Origin of the sequence: Delftia sp. RIT313, assembly GCF_000632165.1 — a bacterium.
In the GTDB taxonomy this organism is placed as follows: domain Bacteria; phylum Pseudomonadota; class Gammaproteobacteria; order Burkholderiales; family Burkholderiaceae_C; genus Comamonas; species Comamonas acidovorans.
This window is the reverse complement of record NZ_JFYT01000056.1, coordinates 23468-41783: the sequence shown is the minus strand read 5'-3', so window position 1 is coordinate 41783 and position 18316 is coordinate 23468. Positions and strand designations below refer to the sequence as shown.

General features: G+C 62.2%; 15 protein-coding genes. 11 read left to right on the top strand and 4 right to left on the bottom strand.

The annotated features are described in order from the left end of the window. Positions 1-129: 129 nt before the first annotated feature. Positions 130-453, bottom strand: a complete 324-nt coding sequence (locus tag BW39_RS30430) for a hypothetical protein (RefSeq protein WP_081816231.1) — start codon at positions 451-453, stop codon at positions 130-132. A 225-nt stretch (positions 454-678) separates the two neighbouring features. Next, positions 679-1041: a hypothetical protein gene (locus BW39_RS16660; protein WP_233626367.1), complete on the bottom strand. Its 363-nt coding sequence runs from the start codon at positions 1039-1041 to the stop codon at positions 679-681. Positions 1042-1959: 918 nt separating this feature from the next. On the opposite strand from BW39_RS16660, the gene cysC reads away from it, so the two are divergent. From cysC to BW39_RS29820, 9 genes are read left to right on the top strand one after another with little or no spacing between them, the layout of a single operon-like run. Further along, complete coding sequence (gene cysC / locus BW39_RS16655; protein WP_043823134.1) at positions 1960-2646, top strand: adenylyl-sulfate kinase; 687 nt, start codon at positions 1960-1962, stop codon at positions 2644-2646. Beyond that, positions 2643-3278, top strand: coding sequence for an aspartyl/asparaginyl beta-hydroxylase domain-containing protein (locus BW39_RS16650; RefSeq protein ID WP_043823131.1), 636 nt, complete (start codon positions 2643-2645; stop codon positions 3276-3278). The genes cysC and BW39_RS16650 overlap by 4 nt, the downstream gene beginning before the upstream one ends. Beyond that, a complete protein-coding gene (locus BW39_RS16645; protein ID WP_043823129.1) occupies positions 3271-4461 on the top strand; it encodes a sulfotransferase family protein in 1191 nt (396 codons plus the stop codon). The genes BW39_RS16650 and BW39_RS16645 overlap by 8 nt, the downstream gene beginning before the upstream one ends. Continuing rightward, positions 4451-5005 (top strand): GNAT family N-acetyltransferase, encoded by a 555-nt coding sequence (locus BW39_RS16640; RefSeq protein ID WP_043823126.1) that lies wholly within the window; start codon positions 4451-4453, stop codon positions 5003-5005. Before BW39_RS16645 ends, BW39_RS16640 begins: the two co-directional genes overlap by 11 nt. Continuing rightward, complete coding sequence (locus BW39_RS16635) at positions 5002-5538, top strand: phage tail protein (RefSeq protein WP_016450615.1); 537 nt, start codon at positions 5002-5004, stop codon at positions 5536-5538. Before BW39_RS16640 ends, BW39_RS16635 begins: the two co-directional genes overlap by 4 nt. A gap of 23 nt (positions 5539-5561) precedes the next feature. Beyond that, positions 5562-6092 (top strand): phage tail protein, encoded by a 531-nt coding sequence (locus BW39_RS16630; protein WP_043823124.1) that lies wholly within the window; start codon positions 5562-5564, stop codon positions 6090-6092. An 11-nt stretch (positions 6093-6103) separates the two neighbouring features. Further along, complete coding sequence (locus tag BW39_RS16625; RefSeq protein WP_043823122.1) at positions 6104-6637, top strand: phage tail protein; 534 nt, start codon at positions 6104-6106, stop codon at positions 6635-6637. Between the two features lie 14 nt (positions 6638-6651). After that, positions 6652-7509, top strand: coding sequence for a sulfotransferase family protein (locus BW39_RS16620; RefSeq protein WP_043823120.1), 858 nt, complete (start codon positions 6652-6654; stop codon positions 7507-7509). Beyond that, complete coding sequence (locus BW39_RS29820; protein ID WP_052155362.1) at positions 7506-12137, top strand: DUF4347 domain-containing protein; 4632 nt, start codon at positions 7506-7508, stop codon at positions 12135-12137. Before BW39_RS16620 ends, BW39_RS29820 begins: the two co-directional genes overlap by 4 nt. A 178-nt stretch (positions 12138-12315) precedes the next feature. Here the strand turns inward: BW39_RS29820 and BW39_RS16610 are convergent, their stop codons facing one another. Then, the gene (locus BW39_RS16610) at positions 12316-13536 is read right to left on the bottom strand and encodes an MFS transporter (protein WP_043823152.1); all 1221 of its coding nucleotides are present in this window, start codon (positions 13534-13536) and stop codon (positions 12316-12318) included. Between the two features lie 873 nt (positions 13537-14409). Here BW39_RS16610 and BW39_RS30425 point away from each other — a divergent pair. Continuing rightward, entirely contained in the window at positions 14410-14961 is a 552-nt protein-coding gene (locus BW39_RS30425) for a papain-like cysteine protease family protein (protein WP_161786996.1), read from the top strand. Continuing rightward, on the top strand, positions 14931-15647 hold the full coding sequence (locus BW39_RS31120; protein ID WP_152547257.1) for a hypothetical protein: 717 nt from the start codon (positions 14931-14933) through the stop codon (positions 15645-15647). Before BW39_RS30425 ends, BW39_RS31120 begins: the two co-directional genes overlap by 31 nt. 1050 nt (positions 15648-16697) lie before the next feature. Here the strand turns inward: BW39_RS31120 and BW39_RS31115 are convergent. Further along, complete coding sequence (locus tag BW39_RS31115) at positions 16698-17987, bottom strand: DUF5623 domain-containing protein (protein ID WP_152547256.1); 1290 nt, start codon at positions 17985-17987, stop codon at positions 16698-16700. Between the last annotated feature and the right edge of the window lie 329 nt (positions 17988-18316).

Below are 18316 nucleotides of genomic sequence, written 5' to 3'. Positions count from 1 at the left end.
AGGCAGCTTCAGCGGGGTCACTGCAAAAAAAACCTACCAAGGCAAGCCAGGGTAGGTAACTGCTGGACTAAGCCAGCAGGGGAGGGATACGAAGCGTATCAAGAAGAATTTATGGCAGGTAGGACGCCTTCAGGCCTCACGCGCTACTGTCGCCATACCCGCTGCCTCTCCAGCTCCAGCGCCTATCAAGCCTCCAAGGGCGCCGCCAACAAAAATGCCTACAGGGCCAGCAGCTACGGCGCCGACTCCCGCACCCATCACTGCGCCAAGCATCATGAAGCCGGCCACCATGGTTGATTTTGATTCCCGGGATGACTCCTCTTTGGTCATCCGAATCTGTGCGGAGGGATCAGGATCTTGCGAGGGCACACCATGCCCCTGAACGGCCTGCTCAACAAGATCCGGGTCAACGGGCCGTCCCAGCAGGTACTTAAGCGAAATCGATGAAGTCATGGCACTCTCCCCAGAGATGAGGAAGATAGAAGCACCTCGCCTCACCTTCGTTGTACTCCCTGCTGCTCACTCGCACCTGTGGTCCACTCAGCCGGCGCGGCGTAAGGGAAGGCGCTCTCCCGCCTTCGCAACATTCATTCGCTCTGTACCCAGAAAAACAAAGCCCGCAGGCATTGCCAGCGGGCTAGTGATCTTTAGGGACGTGTGATGTTTCCCCCCATCGCTTCAATGTCTTGCCAGACTCACCGCCTGGGCTGCAACCACCTTCAGGCCCTTCATCAGCTTCAGCGCGGCGATGGTGCCGCAGCGGGCGCGGTCCACATGCTCGCCAATGTGCTCGGAGATCAGCATGCCCTCGGCTTCGTGCGGCACTTCACGGGTGCCAAAGTCCTTACAGGTCTCGCAGATCGCCATCTTGCCCAGCTTGACGCCGCCACAGCCTGGGCACTTGCGGTCGCACAACCACAGCAGCACGTCGGTCAGCTTGGCGCGGGCATTCTTCATGCCCTGCGCCAGCACCCAGGGCATGAAGCCGGCGTGCGTGTCCACCAGGCGGCTGTACTGCGGCAGGCTGCACAGGATCTGCATGCGGCGCTTCATCTGTCACCGGCACTCGGCAACGCGGGCGCCAACCATGTCGAGTCGGCCGCGGCTCTTGCGAGGCAGCTGCTCGGCCACGTGCTGCAACTGCTCCTCGGTCAGGCGAGTGGCCTGACGACTGAAGCGACAACTACCTTGACAAACGCCGGGCACCAAACAAGAAGCCCCTGGTTCGCAAGAGCCAGGGGCTTTTTTCATGCTGCCGCGGGAAATCTCCCCTGCCTCCTGCCGGTAGGAGCGCTGCCAGCCCTCTGTCGCTCAACGGCTCGCAGGCATGGCCGGCCTCTGCCATGGCCTCGGGTCGCAGCCGGGACCCGCCATTCGCTGCCTGCGCCGCCTGCAGCCCCTTCGGGCGACATACACGCAGCGGTCCTGCTTCCAACCTCCATCACACGTGACCTGCCGGCGCCGGCTGGAAAAAGGGCTGCGGGCCCGTGCACGCGCAGGAACGCTCGGCAGCCGATATGAACTTGATGCCGGCAACGGAGCGTCCCATACAAATACCTATTTCCAGTGATATACCACTTTCCGTGCGGCTCCTATGATCGCGGCTTCCTCTCATTTCAGGGATATTCATTGGAGCAATTGGTATTAATGAAAATGAAAAACCATTTCAACCAGAATCTCACTTGCGAGAATAGTCGATAAACGTTTTCAGGAAAAGCTATTGAAAACACCTTCTTGAGACAAATAAATAGCCAACAACCTTCGCCAATGGCTATTGACACTCCCCACTCCCCTGACAGGACGCTACGACACGTATTTCCCAGGGGAGACGGATGCGTTCGCATTGCGAAGTAGCAAATGGTGCCGTCAGTAATTTTTCTTGAAATTTCTTAACAATTCGTAGATATTCGCCCTGTCCGATTGACCCGTCTTTCGTTTTCCCGCTTTCCCACCCAAGCCATGCCATTTTCCGGCCATACCCCACCGCCCGACGTACATGCACAACCGTTCTGCATTACAAGGCAAGACAGGGAAAATCTGCACGGACACAGGGCATGCGCCATATGGCTCACCGGTCTTTCCGGATCTGGCAAATCGACAATCGCGAATGCGCTGCAGGCCCGGCTGCATGCCGCCGGCAGACGCACCTATGTGCTTGATGGCGACAACATCCGCCAGGGCCTGAACCGCGATCTGGGCTTCTCCAACGAAGACCGTGCAGAGAACATCCGCAGGGTTTCAGAGGTCGCACGGCTGTTCGTGGATGCGGGAACCATCGTGATCGCCGCCTTCATCTCCCCTTTCCGGGCCGAGCGCGATGCTGCACGGGCCTTGTTCGACAAGGGCGACTTCTTCGAGATCTTCGTGGATGTTCCCCTGTCCGTCGCCGAGCAGCGCGACCCCAAGGGCCTGTACATGAAAGCGCGCCGCGGCGAGCTGCGCCAGTTCACCGGCATCGACTCTCCTTACGAGGCGCCCCCTGCTCCGGACCTGGCCTTGGCCACGCACCAGCTCAGCATCGCTGCCTGCGTCTCGCGCATACAGGCGCTGCTGCAGATGGAGCAGGCGGCCGAGCCAGGCCCGGCAGCATGTGGCGTGGTGCCGCTGGTGGACTCACCCCTGCCGCTGGCCAAGGCACTGCAATGAATGCCAGGGCCATCCCGTCTTGCACACCTGCCGACGCATGCGCAGACGCACCCCTGTTTGCCCGGCTGGAGGCCGAGGTACGGCTGCAGGGGCTGCGGGACGAGGTCGATGCGCTGTTGTCCTCACACTGGTGTGACCATGTGAACCACCGCGGCTACGAAGGGGCATGGCGCGTGGTGCCGCTGCGCTGCCAGCGCCAGCATGTGACGGCCCACCCTCTTCTTCAGAGTTTCTCCATCGAGGCGCCTGACGAAGAATGGGACGATCTGCCCTCGCTGCAGCACAGCCCGGCGATGCGCGAGGTGCTGGACCAGTTGCAATGCCCGCTGCGCTCCGTGCGCCTGATGCAACTGAAGGCCGGCTCATCCATCAAGCCGCATCGCGACCATGGCTTGAGCCTGGAGCACGGCCAGGCGCGACTGCACGTGCCCGTCTACACACACCCCGATGTGCGGTTCATCGTGGAAGGCCTGGAGATCCCCATGGCCCCAGGAGAGCTCTGGTACTTCAACGCCGACGCCACGCATGAAGTGCTGAACCAGAGCACGCAGGACCGCACCCATCTGGTCATCGACTGCATTGCCAACGCCTGGCTGGCCGACCGCATCGGCAAGGGGCAGGCCCATGCATGAGCTGCAGGCAGCCTTTGCAGAACTGATTGCAAGCCCCCAGCAACAGGCCTTGCTCCAGCAGGCCAGGAGCGTGGAGTCGCTGCTCACCCAGTTGCGCCGGCTGTGGTGTCTTCCCGCCTGGAACGATGCCCAGCTCATGCAGGCGCTGGAGCAGGTGAACCAGGCGGCCGCCGTGCCGGCCGCCGCATTGGTGGCCGGCGGCTGGCTGCCCCACAGGTACGAGGCACGCACGCGCAGCATCCAGTGGTGCCTGCCGGACGGGCCCGCCACCGAACCCTTCCATGACGAATACATCGGCCGCTGCCTCCAGCGCCAGCCGCTGAACCAGTTTCTGCGACCGCGCACGCCGCTGGCCACCCTGGCACGGTTGGGCACAGACCTGGGACCGAAAGGCCCGGTGCGCCGGCCCGCTGGTTTCATCTTCCATCTCTCGCGCTGTGGCTCTACCCTGGTCTCGGGCTGCCTGTCGGAACTGGACAGCACGATGGTGCTGTCGGAGCCGCCGGTGCTCACCGAGCTTCTGCTGGACCCCACGCTCCGCGCCGAGGAAAAGCGCCAGGCCATCAGCGGCCTGCTGGCCGTGATCGGCACCGCCGTACCCGGTCGCCAGGACCTGGTCATCAAGTGGAATGCCTGGGACCTCCTGCAATGGGAGCTGCTGCGCGACCTGTACCCGCAGGTCCCCTGCCTGCTGCTGGTGCGCGATCCCGTCGAAATCCTGGCCTCCCACCACCGGCAATGCGGCCGGCACATGTCGGGCGATCCGTCGCTGGCGCGGCTGGCCCCGGTCTTTGATCTCCAGTCGGACCGGCAGCCGTTCGTCTCCGTGCTGGACCACCGCATCCGGGTGCTGCAGGCATTGATGCAGCGCATGCGCGAGCTGCACGACAGGCATGGCCTGCCCGTGCTGGACTACGGCCGTCTCGGCCCCGAGACCCTGGAACGGATCGCCCACGGCTTCGGGCTCGCCAGCAGCAACGCCGCCCTTGCCCGCATGGCGGCGCGCCTGCGCCAGCATGCGAAGGCGCTGGACCAGCGGTTCGTACCCGACGGCTGTAGCAAGGCGGCCGTGTTCGACGCCCGTGACCGTCATCTCATCGAAAGCCGGCTGGCCGAGCCCTATGCGCACCTGCTGCGACGGGCCGGCTCCTTCGATAGCCTGGAGGTCCTGCATGCTACTTGAAGCATTGCGCCCGCGGGGCCTGAGCGCACGGCCCGCGCAACCCGAGGATCAGGGCCTGCTGCGGGATCTGTTCCTTTGCGCACGCCCGCATCTCCAATCGCTGCCGCTGCCGCAGGCCGCGCTGGCGGCACTGATAGACCAGCAATACGGCTTCCAGCAGGCAGGCCACCAGCGCCGTTTTCCCCACGCCAGCCACCTCGTCGTCCAGGCCGGCGACACACCCATTGGCGCCTTGACACTGCATGACAGCGCGGCAGACCTGCACATCGTGGACATCGTGCTGGCACTGGCCGCGCGCGGCCAGGGACATGGCACGGCGCTGCTGCGCTGGGTACAAGGCAGTGCCGCCGTGCTGGGCCGCCGGGTGACGCTCAGTGTCGATGCCACCAACCCGGCTGCGCAGCGGCTCTACCGGCGCCTGGGCTTCTCCACCTTGAGCGCGGATGCCATCCAGTTCGACATGCAGTGGCAGGCACCCCAGCAGGCCGACCCTGCGCGCACCCCACCCTCCATGACCTCCCCAGAAAGGCAACACACCCCATGACGACACCGTATCTCGGAGAAATCCGCCTGTTCGCCTGGAACAGGATTCCCAAGGGCTGGATGGCTTGCTCAGGGCAGACCCTGGGCATCACCCAGAACCAGGCCCTCTTCAGCCTGCTGGGCGTCACGTACGGTGGCGATGGCGTCACCACCTTCAAGTTGCCAGACCTGCGTGGCCGGGTCTCCATGCACTGGTCCAGCACCGACAGTCCCCCCGTTGCGCTGGGCACAAGCGCAGGCAGCGAACACGTCACCCTGACGGTCTCCAACCTGCCCGGGCACACCCACATGCTGGCAGCCAGCACGGGCGGCGGCGACTCGGCCACCTTCACAGACAACTACATGGCCACGGCCATGGTCACTTCAACGCCACCGGCGGCCACGAATTTCTACGCACCGCCCGGCAATCTGGTGGCCCTGGATCCGGGCTCGGTCTCGCCCACCGGCGGCAACCTGCCCCACGAGAACTGCCAACCCTCCCTGGTGCTTAACCCCTGCATCGCGGTACAGGGCGTCTACCCCTCGCGCAACTGAAGGCCATACAAGAGAGCAAGACCATGGACAACTTTGTCGGTGAAATACGTCTTTTCGGGGGCAATTTCGCACCCGCAGGCTGGGCGCTGTGCAATGGCGCCATCCTGAGCATCAGTCAATACGACACCTTGTTCGCGCTGATTGGCACCACCTACGGGGGCGACGGCCAGAACACCTTCGCCCTGCCCGACCTGCGTGCCCGCATACCCGTGGGCCAGGGGCAGGGCCCGGGCCTGACCAACCGGGTGATGGGCGAGCAATTCGGCGTCGCGGAGGTGACGCTGCTCCAGAACAATATGCCCGCCCATACCCACGACCTGCGTGCCAGCACCTCGGCCGCCACGGCCTCGCAGCCGGCGCCGGACCTGGTTCCTGCGCAAAACGGCACCGACAATTTCTATCTGCCCAAGCCCGGCAGCGGCGCCCTCCCCCAGAGCATGAAGCCGAACAGCGTGACCCTGTCCGGCTCCACCCTGCCGCACAGCAACATCATGCGCAGCACGGCAGTCAACTACATCATCGCGCTCTACGGCGTTTTCCCAAGCAGCAACTGAAGGCCAGGCACATGGACTACTACCTCGGAGAAATCCGCCAATTCGCCTTTTACTTTGCCCCGCGTGGCTGGGCACTGTGCAACGGCCAACTGATGCCCATCCAGCGGTATTCGGCGCTGTTCGCCCTGCTGGGTACCTACTATGGCGGCGATGGCAAGACTACCTTTGGCCTGCCCAACCTGCAGGGCGGCGTGCCCTTGGGGATGGATCCCAACGCCAACTGGCCCATAGGTACCCAAGCGGGATCGGACTCCGTGACGCTGATACAGGGCGAAATGCCCACGCACAACCATGCGGTGATCGGCCTGAACAATGCGGGAACCAAGCCATCCCCGGAAACCGGCTGCTATCTGGGCTTCGACGCGCGCGGCGGCTCCGGCGTGGTCCGCTACATGCAGGCCAATGTGGCGGCCCCTTCAACCACCCTGGCGCCCACCACACTGGGTCCCAGCGGCGGCTCCACGGCCCACGAAAACCGGCAACCGTTTCTCGCGCTGAGCTACTGCATCGCGATCTCGGACGGGATTTTCCCGCCACGCAATTGAGTACAGCCGGCGCCATGCCCCGCACACTGCACTTCATCTCCGGCCTGCCGCGCTCGGGCTCCACTCTGCTCGCGGGCATCCTGCGTCAGAACCCCCGCATGCATGCCGCGATGAGCAGTCCCGTGGCGGGGCTGCTCAACAGTGTCCTGGAGCAGATGGGCGCCGGCAGCGAGTCCTACCCCTTCTTCAACGAGGCCCGGCGCAAGACCATGTGCCGGGCCTTGATCGACGCCTACTACGCCGACATCCCGCAGCCGGTGATCTTCGACACCAACCGCCAGTGGACGGCACGCCTGCACCAGCTGGCCGAACTGGTGGAGGGTTTCAAGGTGGTCTGCTGCGTGCGCAATCCCGCCTGGGTCATGGACAGCTTCGAGCTCATCCATCGCAAGAACCCCTTCGACTACAGCCGCATGTTCAACGCCGCCAGCCGGCAGACGGTGTATTCGCGCTGCGAGACCATGATGTCTGCGGCCGGCGCGGTGGGTGGCGCCTGGACGGCGCTCAAGGAAGCCTACTACGGCCCCTTGTCCGAGCGCCTGCTGCTGGTGGACTATGACCTGCTCACGCAGCATCCCGGGCGCACGCTGGAACTCATTTACCGCTTCCTCGGCGAACCCGCCTTCGCACACGATTTCGACAATGTCGAGTACTCCGAGAACGAGTTCGACCTGAACCTTGGCGTCAAGGGCCTGCACGACGTCCAAAGGAAAGTGGCCTTCAAGGCACGCCGCAGCATTCTTCCTCCCGACCTGTTCGCCAAGTACCAGGACATGGATTTCTGGCAGGACCAGGCGGGAACCGAGGCAGGCATCATCGCCCCGCGCAGGGCAGACACCCAGAAACGACCCATACCGGAGGAGACCCCATGAACCGTGCCCTGCTCAGCGGCCTTTCCTCGCTGCTGTTTCCCTTCGCCGCCCATGCGGCGGCCACACCGGCCGGCGGATACCTGATGCGTGGCGGCTACCAGCCGGGGCGCCATGCGCGCCTGCAGCTCGATGCCTCCAGCCGCGCCTTCGACAGGCCCCACCATGCAAAGCCCCATCGCCCCCCGGCGGCCACGGATGCGGCAGGCCTGGACATCGTTCAGCCTGCGGCCATTTCCGAACTGGTGGTGATCGACGGGGCGGTGGCCGACAAGGCCACCCTGTACCGCGGGCTCAGGCCCGGCGTGGCGGCCGTGGAGATCGATCCATCGCGGCCAGGACTCCCTCAGCTGGCCGCCGCCCTGAGCAACTACCGCGACCTGGCCGCGGTCCATGTGGTCTCGCACGCCTGGGATGGCGAACTGCAGCTCGGCAGCAGCCGTGTCACCTCCGACAGCGTCCTGCAGCAGCCGTCGGCGCTGGCCGCGTTGCGCCAGGCAGTGCGCGCAGGCGGCGACCTGCTGTTCTACGGCTGCGATCTGGCGGCCGGCGACAAGGGGGCTGCCCTGCTGGACATCGTCCATCGGCAGACGGGGCTCGATGTCGCTGCCTCCAGCAATCCGACCGGCAGCCCGGCCCTGGGAGCGGACTGGACCCTGGAGATCCAGCGCGGCCACATCGACACCCCGGTGGCTTTCTCGGACAAGGCCAGGGCGGACTTCTCCGAGGTGCTGGTCGCAGCCGATGGAACCCGGAATTTCGCAGGATGGTCGGGAGCACTGTCGCCACAACTGAGTACCACCGACTTCCGCCTGACCGCCAGGAACGGCAACGGATCCACTCCCAACGTCGGAATCTATGCAGGAGGGATCTCCTACATGCTGACCAATGCGGCAAACGACAACAGCGGCCACTACCTGTATGTCAAAGCCGACGGCTCCAATACCACGGCCTTCGAGTTGACGGGGCTGAACGCCGGTGAGTATGGTTCGGGCGAATTCACCAATCTGCGTATCGTGGGAACGGTCCACGGCGGCGGAACCATCCAATCGGCCGCCGTCAACTCCGCTGGAGCCAGCAGTGAGGCGTTCATGTTCGGCCCCGCACAACTGGCGGCCTTCGCTGGGGTGAAGCTGCAGGGCTTCAAGCTGTACTTTGACTGCGAAGGTTCCTGCGCTGCCAATGAGACGGCCTTCCTGGAGTTCAGAAACTTCACCATCGCCAACGCCATCGACACCCCCCCGGCGCCCACGGTGACCGATGCACGCATCTCGCTCTCGGGCGCATCCGGCACCGGTGGCGCCTACAAGATCAATGACACCGTCATCGCCAGCTGGAACAACAGCGCCGGCGGCGACAACAATAGCGGCATCACCGGCGTCACGGTGGACTTCAGCCAGTTCGGCGGGCCTTCAGCGGTCACGGCCACCAATTCCGGCGGCGTCTGGACAGCGGCCTATACCATCGTCGCCGGCTCAATCGACGCCACCAACCGCAACGTCAGCGTCACGGCCACCAATGCCGGCGGCAGCACGACCACGGCCGATACCACCAATGCCACGGTAGACACCATTGCCCCTGTCGTCACCCCTGGCAACATCGCCCTGTCGGGAGCGTCGGGCGTGGGTGGCGTCTTCAAGGCCGGTGACACCGTGATCGCCCAGTGGAACAACACTGCTGCGGGCGACAACAACACTGACACCATCAGTGCGGTGTCCATCAACCTGTCCGCCTTCAACGGCCCGGTGGCCATACCGGCCACCAACGCCGCCGGGATCTGGACAGCCACCCACCCGCTGCCGGCTGGGGTTGCAGGAAACAACCTCAATGCGAGCATCAGCGCCGTGGACAACGCCGGCAACATCACCACCACGGCAAGCACCGCCAACGCCACCGTGGACACCCTGGTCCCCGCCGTCAGCAGCATCGCCGTCAGCGGCTCGCCAGCCCCGGGCGATGCCAGCGTGGCGTTCACGGCAACCTTCAATAAGCCAGTCACCAACATCTCCACCGACGACTTCACCCTGATCGGTACGGGCACGGCTTCAGGCACCATATCCAGTGTCTCGGCCAGCACGGGCAGCTCCGTCAACGTCAACGTTTCGGGCATCACGGGCACCGGCACCATCAAGATCAACCTGAACGGCAGCACCAACATCGCCGACAGCGTGGGCAACGGGCCGCCTGCGTCCTTCAACAGCGGCGGGACTCACACGGTCGCCGTTCCGGTGGCCCCTGGTGCTCCCACGGGTGCCACGGCCACGGCCGGCAATGCCCAGGCCTCCATCACATTCGCTGCCCCGGCCAGCAACGGCGGTTCGGCCATTTCCACCTATACCGCCGTGGCCAGCGGGGGCGGAGGCCAGACCGGATCCTGCCCAGGGCCGGCGGCCTGCACCATCACCGTGCCCGGCCTGACCAATGGCATCAGCTACAGCTTCAACGTCTCGGCCACCAACTCGGCAGGACTGACCGGCCCTGCGGCCACGTCCAACAACGTTACTCCCCAGGGCACGCAGACCATCAGCTTTGCCCCTGCGGCCAGCTACAACTTCGGCACCACACCCACGCTGACAGCCACCTCCAGCGCAGGCGCCAGCTATCCGGTGAGCTTCACATCGTCCACCACGGGCGTGTGCACCATCACGCCAACGGGCTCGCTGACCTTCGTGACGGCTGGCAGCTGCTCCATCAACGCGGACCAGGCCGGCGATGCGGCCGTCAGCGCCGCGCCCCAGGTCGCGCAGAGTTTCACCGTGAACGCCGTCGCGCCGGGAGCGCCCACCATCGGCACGGCAACAGCCGGCAATGCCCAGGCCACGGTGAGCTTCACCGCACCCGCCTCCACCGGGGGAGCCGCCGTCACCTACACCGCCACATCCAGCCCGGGCAGCTTCACGGCGACGGGCAGCAGCCCGATCACCGTGCCCGGCCTGATCAATGGCACGGCCTACACCTTCTCGGTGACGGCCGCCAACTCTGCCGGGCCAGGCTCTCCCTCGGCTGCATCCAACGCCGTGACGCCCAGGGCCTCGCAGACCATCAGCTTCACGCCCGCTGCCAGCTACAACTTCGGCACCACACCCACGCTGACAGCCACCTCCAGCGCAGGCGCCAGCTATCCGGTGAGCTTCACATCGTCCACCACGGGCGTGTGCACCATCACGCCAACGGGCTCGCTGACCTTCGTGACGGCTGGCAGCTGCTCCATCAACGCGGACCAGGCCGGCGATGCGGCCGTCAGCGCCGCGCCCCAGGTCGCGCAGAGTTTCACCGTGAACGCCGTCGCGCCGGGAGCGCCCACCATCGGCACGGCAACAGCCGGCAATGCCCAGGCCACGGTGAGCTTCACCGCACCCGCCTCCACCGGGGGAGCCGCCGTCACCTACACCGCCACATCCAGCCCGGGCAGCTTCACGGCGACGGGCAGCAGCCCGATCACCGTGCCCGGCCTGATCAATGGCACGGCCTACACCTTCTCGGTGACGGCCGCCAACTCTGCCGGGCCAGGCTCTCCCTCGGCTGCATCCAACGCCGTGACGCCCAGGGCCTCGCAGACCATCAGCTTCACGCCCGCTGCCAGCTACAACTTCGGCACCACACCCACACTGACAGCCACCTCCAGCGCAGGCGCCAGCTATCCGGTGAGCTTCACATCGTCCACCACGGGCGTGTGCACCATCACGCCAACGGGCTCGCTGACCTTCGTGACCGCAGGCAGCTGCACCATTGCAGCCGACCAGGCCGGCGATGCCGCCATCAGCGCCGCACCCCAGGTCACGCAGAGCTTTGCCGTGAACGCCATCGCGCCTGATATCCCCGTCATCGGCACCGTCACTGCCGCAGACGCCCAGGCCACGGTGAACTTCACGGCCTCCGTGGGCAGCGGCGGTGCACCCATTTCCGGCTACACCGTGACCGCCACACCAGTGGCGGTACCCGGCGCCCCCTCCGTGACAACGCAGACGGGCACCACATCGCCCATCGTCGTGACGGGTCTGACAAATGGATTTGTCTACAACTTCACCGTCAAGGCCACCAACGGCGCACAGACCAGCGCGGACTCCGCAGCGGTACAAGCCACGCCGCGCAAGCTGGAGCTGGTGGGCGCGCCAGGCAGCGTGCCCGGCATGGCCGGCACGCCGACAGCGACGCTGTCCGGCGGCGGTGCCACCTGCACGCTGCAGGCCACCGGTGGCTTCGGCCCTGCAGCGTCCACACCGCCAGGCCTGCAGGCGCCCAACGGCCAATTCGCCTTCACGGCCGAGCAGTGCACGGGCGCCGTGACGATGACCCTGGTCTACCCCAGCCCGCTGCCCGTGGGCGTGCAGTTCCGCAAGCCCGACGGAGCAGGAGGCTGGTTCGACCCCACAAATGCAGCCACCTCGCTGAACGTGGTCCTGAACGCTGCCCGCACCACGGTCAGCTACACCATCACCGACAACGGTCTGGGCGATACCAACCCGGCCACGGGCACCGTCAGCGATCCGTTCGTTCCCGTGGTGGCTGCCGTGGCACCCGGCGGCGCGCAGGCCATTCCCTCCCTGGGTGGATGGGCACTCGCAATGCTGTCCGGGCTGCTGGGAGGCCTGGCCCTGCGCAGCAGGAAGGTGTTCACGGCCCGGCGCTGACACGCGGGCCGCCCGGGAGCACGGCAGGCCCTGGCTCGCAAGAGCCAGGGCCTTTTGCATGAAGGGCCCAGGCCGCCTTCGGTGCAGGTGCGGCGACGGCAGTTCGCAGAGCCCGTATCGCCTGGGACTGCGGCAAGACGCCAACCCTGTGAGCCACGCCTGCTGCACAAGGCTTTTCTTAACCGCGCCCAGCGCATTCGGCCCGCCACACCGCCAGGGCCGACAGCGCAGCGCTGGCTCCCGCCAGCAGGATGGACGGCGTGTAGCCACCCCAGATATCGAACAGCCAGCCCGCCAGGCTGCCCCCGGCCATGGCCGAGATACCGACCGCCACATACAGCGCCCCCAAAATGGCGCCCAGGTTCCGCGTGCCGAACCAGGTGGCGGCCACGGCGGGATACAGCGCGATGCAGCCGCCGTTGGCCGCGCCGAACACCAGCGCGAAACCGGCCAGGGCCACGAAGCCCCGCGCCATGGACCACAGCCCGCACAGCACGGCCAGGGACACGGTGAGCAGCAGCAGAAAGCGCAGCGCCCCCATCCTGTCGCCCAGCCGGCCCAGCGCGAGGCGCCCCAGCACATTGCCTACGCCGATCAGCCCGATCAGCCCATTGGCCTGCGCGGCAGACAACCCCTGCTGGCGTGCCAGCGGGTTGATGTGGATAAGGGCCAGGAACAGGCCGATGGAGCCCAGAAAGATGGCCGCGAAATACCACCAGAAACGGGCCTGCCGCGCCGCCTGGGCCAGGTCCATGCCCGGAGCGGACTGCCCGGCGGCAGGGACACCCGAAGGCGGCACGCCATCGGGATGCAGCCCCAGCTCCTCAGGCCTGCCGCGCAGGACGGCCGCCGCAGCCAGGCCGGCCAGTGCAATGGCTGCGGCATAGACCTGCATGGTCAGCTGCCAGGACAGGTGCTCCATGAGTGCGCCCGCCACCACGGGGCCGAGCAGCGTGCCCAGCCCGGTGCCCGCCAGCGCGATGCCGGAGGCAGAACTGCGCCGCAGCACGAACCAGCGCGCAATGGTAGAGACGGCGGGCACATACACCAGGCCCACGCCCAGGCCGACCAGAATGCAGAAGGCGCCAAGGAACAGCACCAGCGATGAGGACAGCAGGCTGCTGGCCACAAAGCCCAGCGCCAGCAGCACGATGCCGGCCGAGGTGACGGTGCGTACCGAGGTCCTGTCGCTCCAGGCCCCCGAGAACACGCCCACGCCGTAGTAGATCAGGGCCGTCAGGGAAAAGATAGAGGCCGTGGAAAAGCTGCTGGCACCGAACTGGGCCTGGATGCTGGCGAAAAACGCCCCGAACGAATAGGCCGCGCCAAAGATCAGCGCCAGCAGCACATGCACGGCGCCCACGATGTACCAGCCCCGGAAAAGCCTGCCTCGCCTCATTTGCATCTCCTTGGTATGGGATGACTTTAGTTGTCTATACATGCTTAGACATTAGGTATCAACCCCAGGAATACAGAGCAAAGAGCGGAATTGCTGCGGAACGCCACTACACATTAGTTTTTCCGCCACTGATCTTTAGTTTTTTCGGGGCGCGCACGCGCTGGCCAGCGGCTCAGCGTGGCCTGCAGGAGCACACAGAACTTCCGGCGAAAGGCTGGCGCTGAATCACCATGCAGCCTTGCGGGCTGTGCCCGAACCTCGCATCGAGGGCACCCCTGGCCGTGGGGCTGAGCGCACCCAGGATCAGCCAGCCGTGCAGAGTGACTGCCCTCGATCAGGCGCGAACGAGACCGAAGCCCCGGCTGGTGACCTCTGTGGAGTCAGGGAGGGAAGCTCCGCCTTCGTGGCGCGATGACGGGGGGCCTGACCAGGTCGGGGACGGATGAGGAGCGGAGCCGCTGGCGATGACCTATGCGGGGTGGTTTCGAGTGCTCGGCCGCCCTGCCTCACTGGCGCGATGAGGGGTGAGCATCGTTTGGATAGCTCAAATCGAGCCTGAGTGGCGCGCTCCCGGGGATGTCGCGGCCACCATGCCCCACGCTACAGGGAGGCTTATGCGCGACACCAGGGCCGCTTAGCGCTCCGTAGAAAGGCATGCCCTCGCACAAGGACAGCTGTCGGCCAAGAACGGACATTCAACGAAGTGCAACTAATGCCCCAAAGCAGATCTTCGTACCAGTATGTGACAATGTGTGATTTTTGGATTGATAAATCGTTATGCTTTCGGGCGAAAAATAGCCAGAAGTCGGCATTTTTCGAGAAATGGTTGTGATTTTTCAATATCAGTCTGAGCGATTTTATATAGGAGTCTTGATGCCAGAGATACACGAGATTGATATGGTTGCTGCGTTGGCTATGTTGAAGCACCTGCACAGCGCGACTCTGCCGATACCTCACATACAACAGCCAGGGGATTCTGTTTGTTGGGCCACTTGTATGGCAATGGTAGGGGCATGGAACAAAGATGGAAAGAAATTTTGCGAATATGTTCAGCGCCAGTCTTCTGACTGTGGAAGCTGCAATCAGGTTTGTAAAGGGAAGAGCTGTGACGTGCCAAGATCCCCAGGCCATATAACGAATGATTGGCATCACTTCAAATACATTAAAACTTTTGAAATAGATGGTGTGCTAAGTTTTTCTGGTATACGTGATTGGCTGAAAGAAGGAAAGCCCGTACAAGCATATTTCCAGCATTACAATGGGCGCTCGGCGCATGTAGTGCTGATCACTGGAGCAGAGAAAAATGATGAAATGGATGATATGCTTGTGATTTCTGATCCATTGAAAGGCGAACCAGTCCTAATATCCAGTCTAAAGATGGCGGAGTTGGGTGGATGGCGGAAGAGCTGGATAATTTCAAAATGAATATCTCTAATTTTCCTTCTTCTCGAGGGTTGAAAGATATCCCGAACGAATGGCTTTCAAAAATTATTGCAAATTCATATGCCTTCCATTCGTATTCCCATCAAAGGGAAATAGAAATTAGAGATAATGATAAGATTGCATGTCGTGTTTTAGGCAGGCTTCCGGTATGGTATGTCAGTCGAGAACCGATTGATGCGCCGACAGGCACCGTATTTCGCCGCTCAATAAATGGATCTTATCACTGGTTTTATAAATCTAATTCGGAGTTCGTTGCGTTTCAATTTGGCCTCTTGGAGGGCGAAAAACTGATGGGAAATGCCGCGACTTTTAGTCATTTGGAATATGATGACAGAGGAATTCCTAGAATATCGTCGATATTTATCGCATCAGTGGAATTTCTAACTCGCATTGGTTCTCTCCTAGATCATTTACGGAAGCAAGCTGCATACCCTCGAATCGTGATCATTCCTCAAAGTGGTCAATGTGGGCTTCTCGTCACTACGAATCACCAGACGTCCTGGCAATCACGAGAGCATCTTATTTATCCTCTCCCGGAATTATCGCTTGGGCGCACGAATTGGCAAGGCGACGATTTTCGCGACTCGAAGATGTCACTCGAGCAGTTCGTGCTGTCGTCAGGATATCCGATGGAAATAGCAGCTTTTCGCGGTGTTGATTTGAATTGACGCACAAAGCGCCCCGGCGATGTGCGATCAGCCGATTTATATGACTTTTCGGAGCATGCGAAGGCCCGAGTAAGGTCGTGTCCAGTCGGTCACTGTCGGCCATCAGCAGTCACTAAATAGCCAATAAAAGGCAACTTCAGATCAGCAAAGTGCACGTTAAATTTTCCCAGTCAAGACGTAGAAATCCAATGTGAACTGCACAACCCTTACTGGGAAGGATGTAGCTTTCATCCCCTCCGGGTGCATATCCACGCAGTTCCCATGAACGTGTAACCACATTACCCCAAGCCATGGTTTTGACTGTAGTAGCAGAGCGGACTTTTTCCTTTCTGCTATAATCGTTAACAGCAGATGCTATGACATAGTCAATTAACTCAGGTAGCGAAAAAATGCGTGGGTTAATCTCGGCAATCAAGTGTTCCCCATAGTATGGGGCACGTCCGGTCAGGCCCGTGACGTTTGCACAGCCTTGCATTTGAGAAATTTAAATTACTTGGGGGATGTCCATCCAGTTTGTGCACATCCAATCCCAGTCGTCAGAGCCATCAGCAGGAACTGTTATCAAGGTTTGAGAGAATTCGATCTCACAACTCGTGAGTTTGATGGTCGGCATATTGATTTTGAACTCTACAGTTGCAGAGTCAATATGTCACATTCGCATAGCTTGCTCAACGGTACTTCCGTCTGAGAGATGAATGTCTCTTGTGGGTCGGTAGCTGCCACACGAGAGCCCTTGGCAACCCGCGACGCAGCCGCACATCGGCCTTGAGCGCTTGCGCCTCGTCCGATAGCTAGCTCCTCAGCCTTGCTGGCCAAAAAATCTAAAGTACAGCGGCGCATCCCTCTAAAGATCGATGGCGCATGGCTTGCGAGGACGTGAGAAATCACCAAGTTATCCGCGTGGCCCGCCGCTTTTTTAAGATACCTTCCGCATGAGCTTCAAAAATCTTCCAAGCCCACTGGTAAGAAAACCCAGGCCACTTCATCAGCGAACTGGGTTCTCCACTCAGGAAACCCCTGGTGAAGGATGGCCTGGCCCAAAACGCAAGTTTATTTCCATGTCGCTAGCGACTTGATCATCTGGTCTATACTATTGGCCAGTGAACGAACCTTGGTAGGTTTGTAGTGGGCCTGCAAAGTCCTTTTGACCTCTAGCAATGACGCCATGTGAGATTCACGCTGATGAGGCGCCAAGGTTTTTACGGACTGAGGCGGTGGTGCATCGCCAAAGTAAACCTCGGTAAAACGTTCAAAGGGCAAATCCTTCAAACTGTATTCACTCTGAATCCAGCTGTCCAACGTTCCGCGTAGTGTGACCAGCCGGTTGCGCACGCCGACACGCAAGTGTGTTTCGGCGTTGACGAGTTTGAGCAGATGGCCGATGCGCTCATGGACCTCAATTGGCATCCGGTTGGGCTGTTTTCCACGAGGCGTGGGTGTCCGCACCGAAGGAGTCTTAGGTAGCTCTGGCTTCTTGGTCTGGGCAGCTTTTTCTGCTGGGCTGACGAAGTGGCTGAGCCCTTGAGCCGAATCTCCCTTCCAGTCCTCTATCACTGGAGGTGTGGGTAGCTCGTTCAGGGCCTTCACCAGGGGGGCCAGGGGCGGCCCGTTCCTTTTGCTGGCCACCAAGTACAGACGGGACCCGTTCTCACCACCAGGCATATACATGCCGGGCCATTTGGGCTTGGCGATATCGAATTGATGCTGTTCACCCCATTGGGCACGGGCTGCTGCATTGCTCTGCGCGGCGGGTTCGTACGGTTCGTCCACGAACACATAGCCTTTGGTCGTGGGGTCATACCAGCGACTGTAATGGTCTCGGCCCGGAATGGCATTGCTGGACTTGCCGTCAGGGTAGACCCGGCTGTGGGTCGTGGAGGGGCGCAACTTGGTAGCATCCGCAAACTGCCAAACGCGCAACGCACGGCAAATATAGTGCCTTGCACGCTCCTGAGAGTCGTGCCTGTAGTCGATGAACAGGTGGTCTTCAGCGATGGGCGTAATTCGTGCGAAGGCGCCTTGCAGTCGCATTTGCGTTGGGGTCAAGAGCTGCGAATAAGGCGTACTGAGATCAATCCACCAAACCTCACGACCTGATTGCCCAGTTTGTCTATTCGTCCACCAGGCCGAAACATAAATTCTGTGCCTCGGACTATTGATTGGTATATTTCCCGCAGAAGGCTTCGCGGAAAGAGATTTCAGGGCGTGAGAGAAAGTTTGGTAGCCGCAGAATACTGCGGCTTGCGCCTGCGCTTGGTGGAGAGGGATGCCCAGTGCTTTACTGAGCTTCTTGGCACGGCGCTTGAGGCCATCAACGGTCGATGGGGGCGTGTTCAACATGGTGTTACTCCACGGGCCCAAGCAGAACGTCACCCGCCCACCGTCGCGAGAACCCGAAGTAAACCAGGTTGTGCAAGGAATTCCTAACAGTGCCGTTGCCAGCTTCCCATTGGCGGGTGGGATGCGCCTGTCATGCGCGGTGCTTCTCAGCACGCGTCAATCTTACCCGGTTCCTCAGAAAAATACCTGACATTGAGCCGAGGTCACTGGCAAAGCCTTGGGCAGCAACCGTTGCACAGCAGGCGTTGAAGGACGAACTTCAACCGACCGCAAAGGGTCGGTAGCTGCCACACGAGAGCCCTTGCCAACCCGCGCCACCGCCACACATC

Bases quoted from the DNA above. Each gene is read 5' to 3' on its own strand.
- BW39_RS16650 (WP_043823131.1), top strand. From the start codon at position 2,643: ATGAATGCCAGGGCCATCCCGTCTTGCACACCTGCCGACGCATGCGCA.
- BW39_RS16620 (WP_043823120.1), top strand. From the start codon at position 6,652: ATGCCCCGCACACTGCACTTCATCTCCGGCCTGCCGCGCTCGGGCTCC.
- BW39_RS16660 (WP_233626367.1), bottom strand. From the start codon at position 1,041: ATGCAGATCCTGTGCAGCCTGCCGCAGTACAGCCGCCTGGTGGACACG.
- BW39_RS30425 (WP_161786996.1), top strand. From the start codon at position 14,410: ATGCCAGAGATACACGAGATTGATATGGTTGCTGCGTTGGCTATGTTG.
- BW39_RS16610 (WP_043823152.1), bottom strand. From the start codon at position 13,536: ATGAGGCGAGGCAGGCTTTTCCGGGGCTGGTACATCGTGGGCGCCGTG.
- BW39_RS29820 (WP_052155362.1), top strand. From the start codon at position 7,506: ATGAACCGTGCCCTGCTCAGCGGCCTTTCCTCGCTGCTGTTTCCCTTC.
- BW39_RS31120 (WP_152547257.1), top strand. From the start codon at position 14,931: ATGGCGGAAGAGCTGGATAATTTCAAAATGAATATCTCTAATTTTCCT.
- BW39_RS16625 (WP_043823122.1), top strand. From the start codon at position 6,104: ATGGACTACTACCTCGGAGAAATCCGCCAATTCGCCTTTTACTTTGCC.
- BW39_RS30430 (WP_081816231.1), bottom strand. From the start codon at position 453: ATGACTTCATCGATTTCGCTTAAGTACCTGCTGGGACGGCCCGTTGAC.
- BW39_RS16630 (WP_043823124.1), top strand. From the start codon at position 5,562: ATGGACAACTTTGTCGGTGAAATACGTCTTTTCGGGGGCAATTTCGCA.
- BW39_RS16635 (WP_016450615.1), top strand. From the start codon at position 5,002: ATGACGACACCGTATCTCGGAGAAATCCGCCTGTTCGCCTGGAACAGG.
- BW39_RS16645 (WP_043823129.1), top strand. From the start codon at position 3,271: ATGCATGAGCTGCAGGCAGCCTTTGCAGAACTGATTGCAAGCCCCCAG.
- BW39_RS16640 (WP_043823126.1), top strand. From the start codon at position 4,451: ATGCTACTTGAAGCATTGCGCCCGCGGGGCCTGAGCGCACGGCCCGCG.
- BW39_RS31115 (WP_152547256.1), bottom strand. From the start codon at position 17,987: ATGTTGAACACGCCCCCATCGACCGTTGATGGCCTCAAGCGCCGTGCC.
- cysC (WP_043823134.1), top strand. From the start codon at position 1,960: ATGCCATTTTCCGGCCATACCCCACCGCCCGACGTACATGCACAACCG.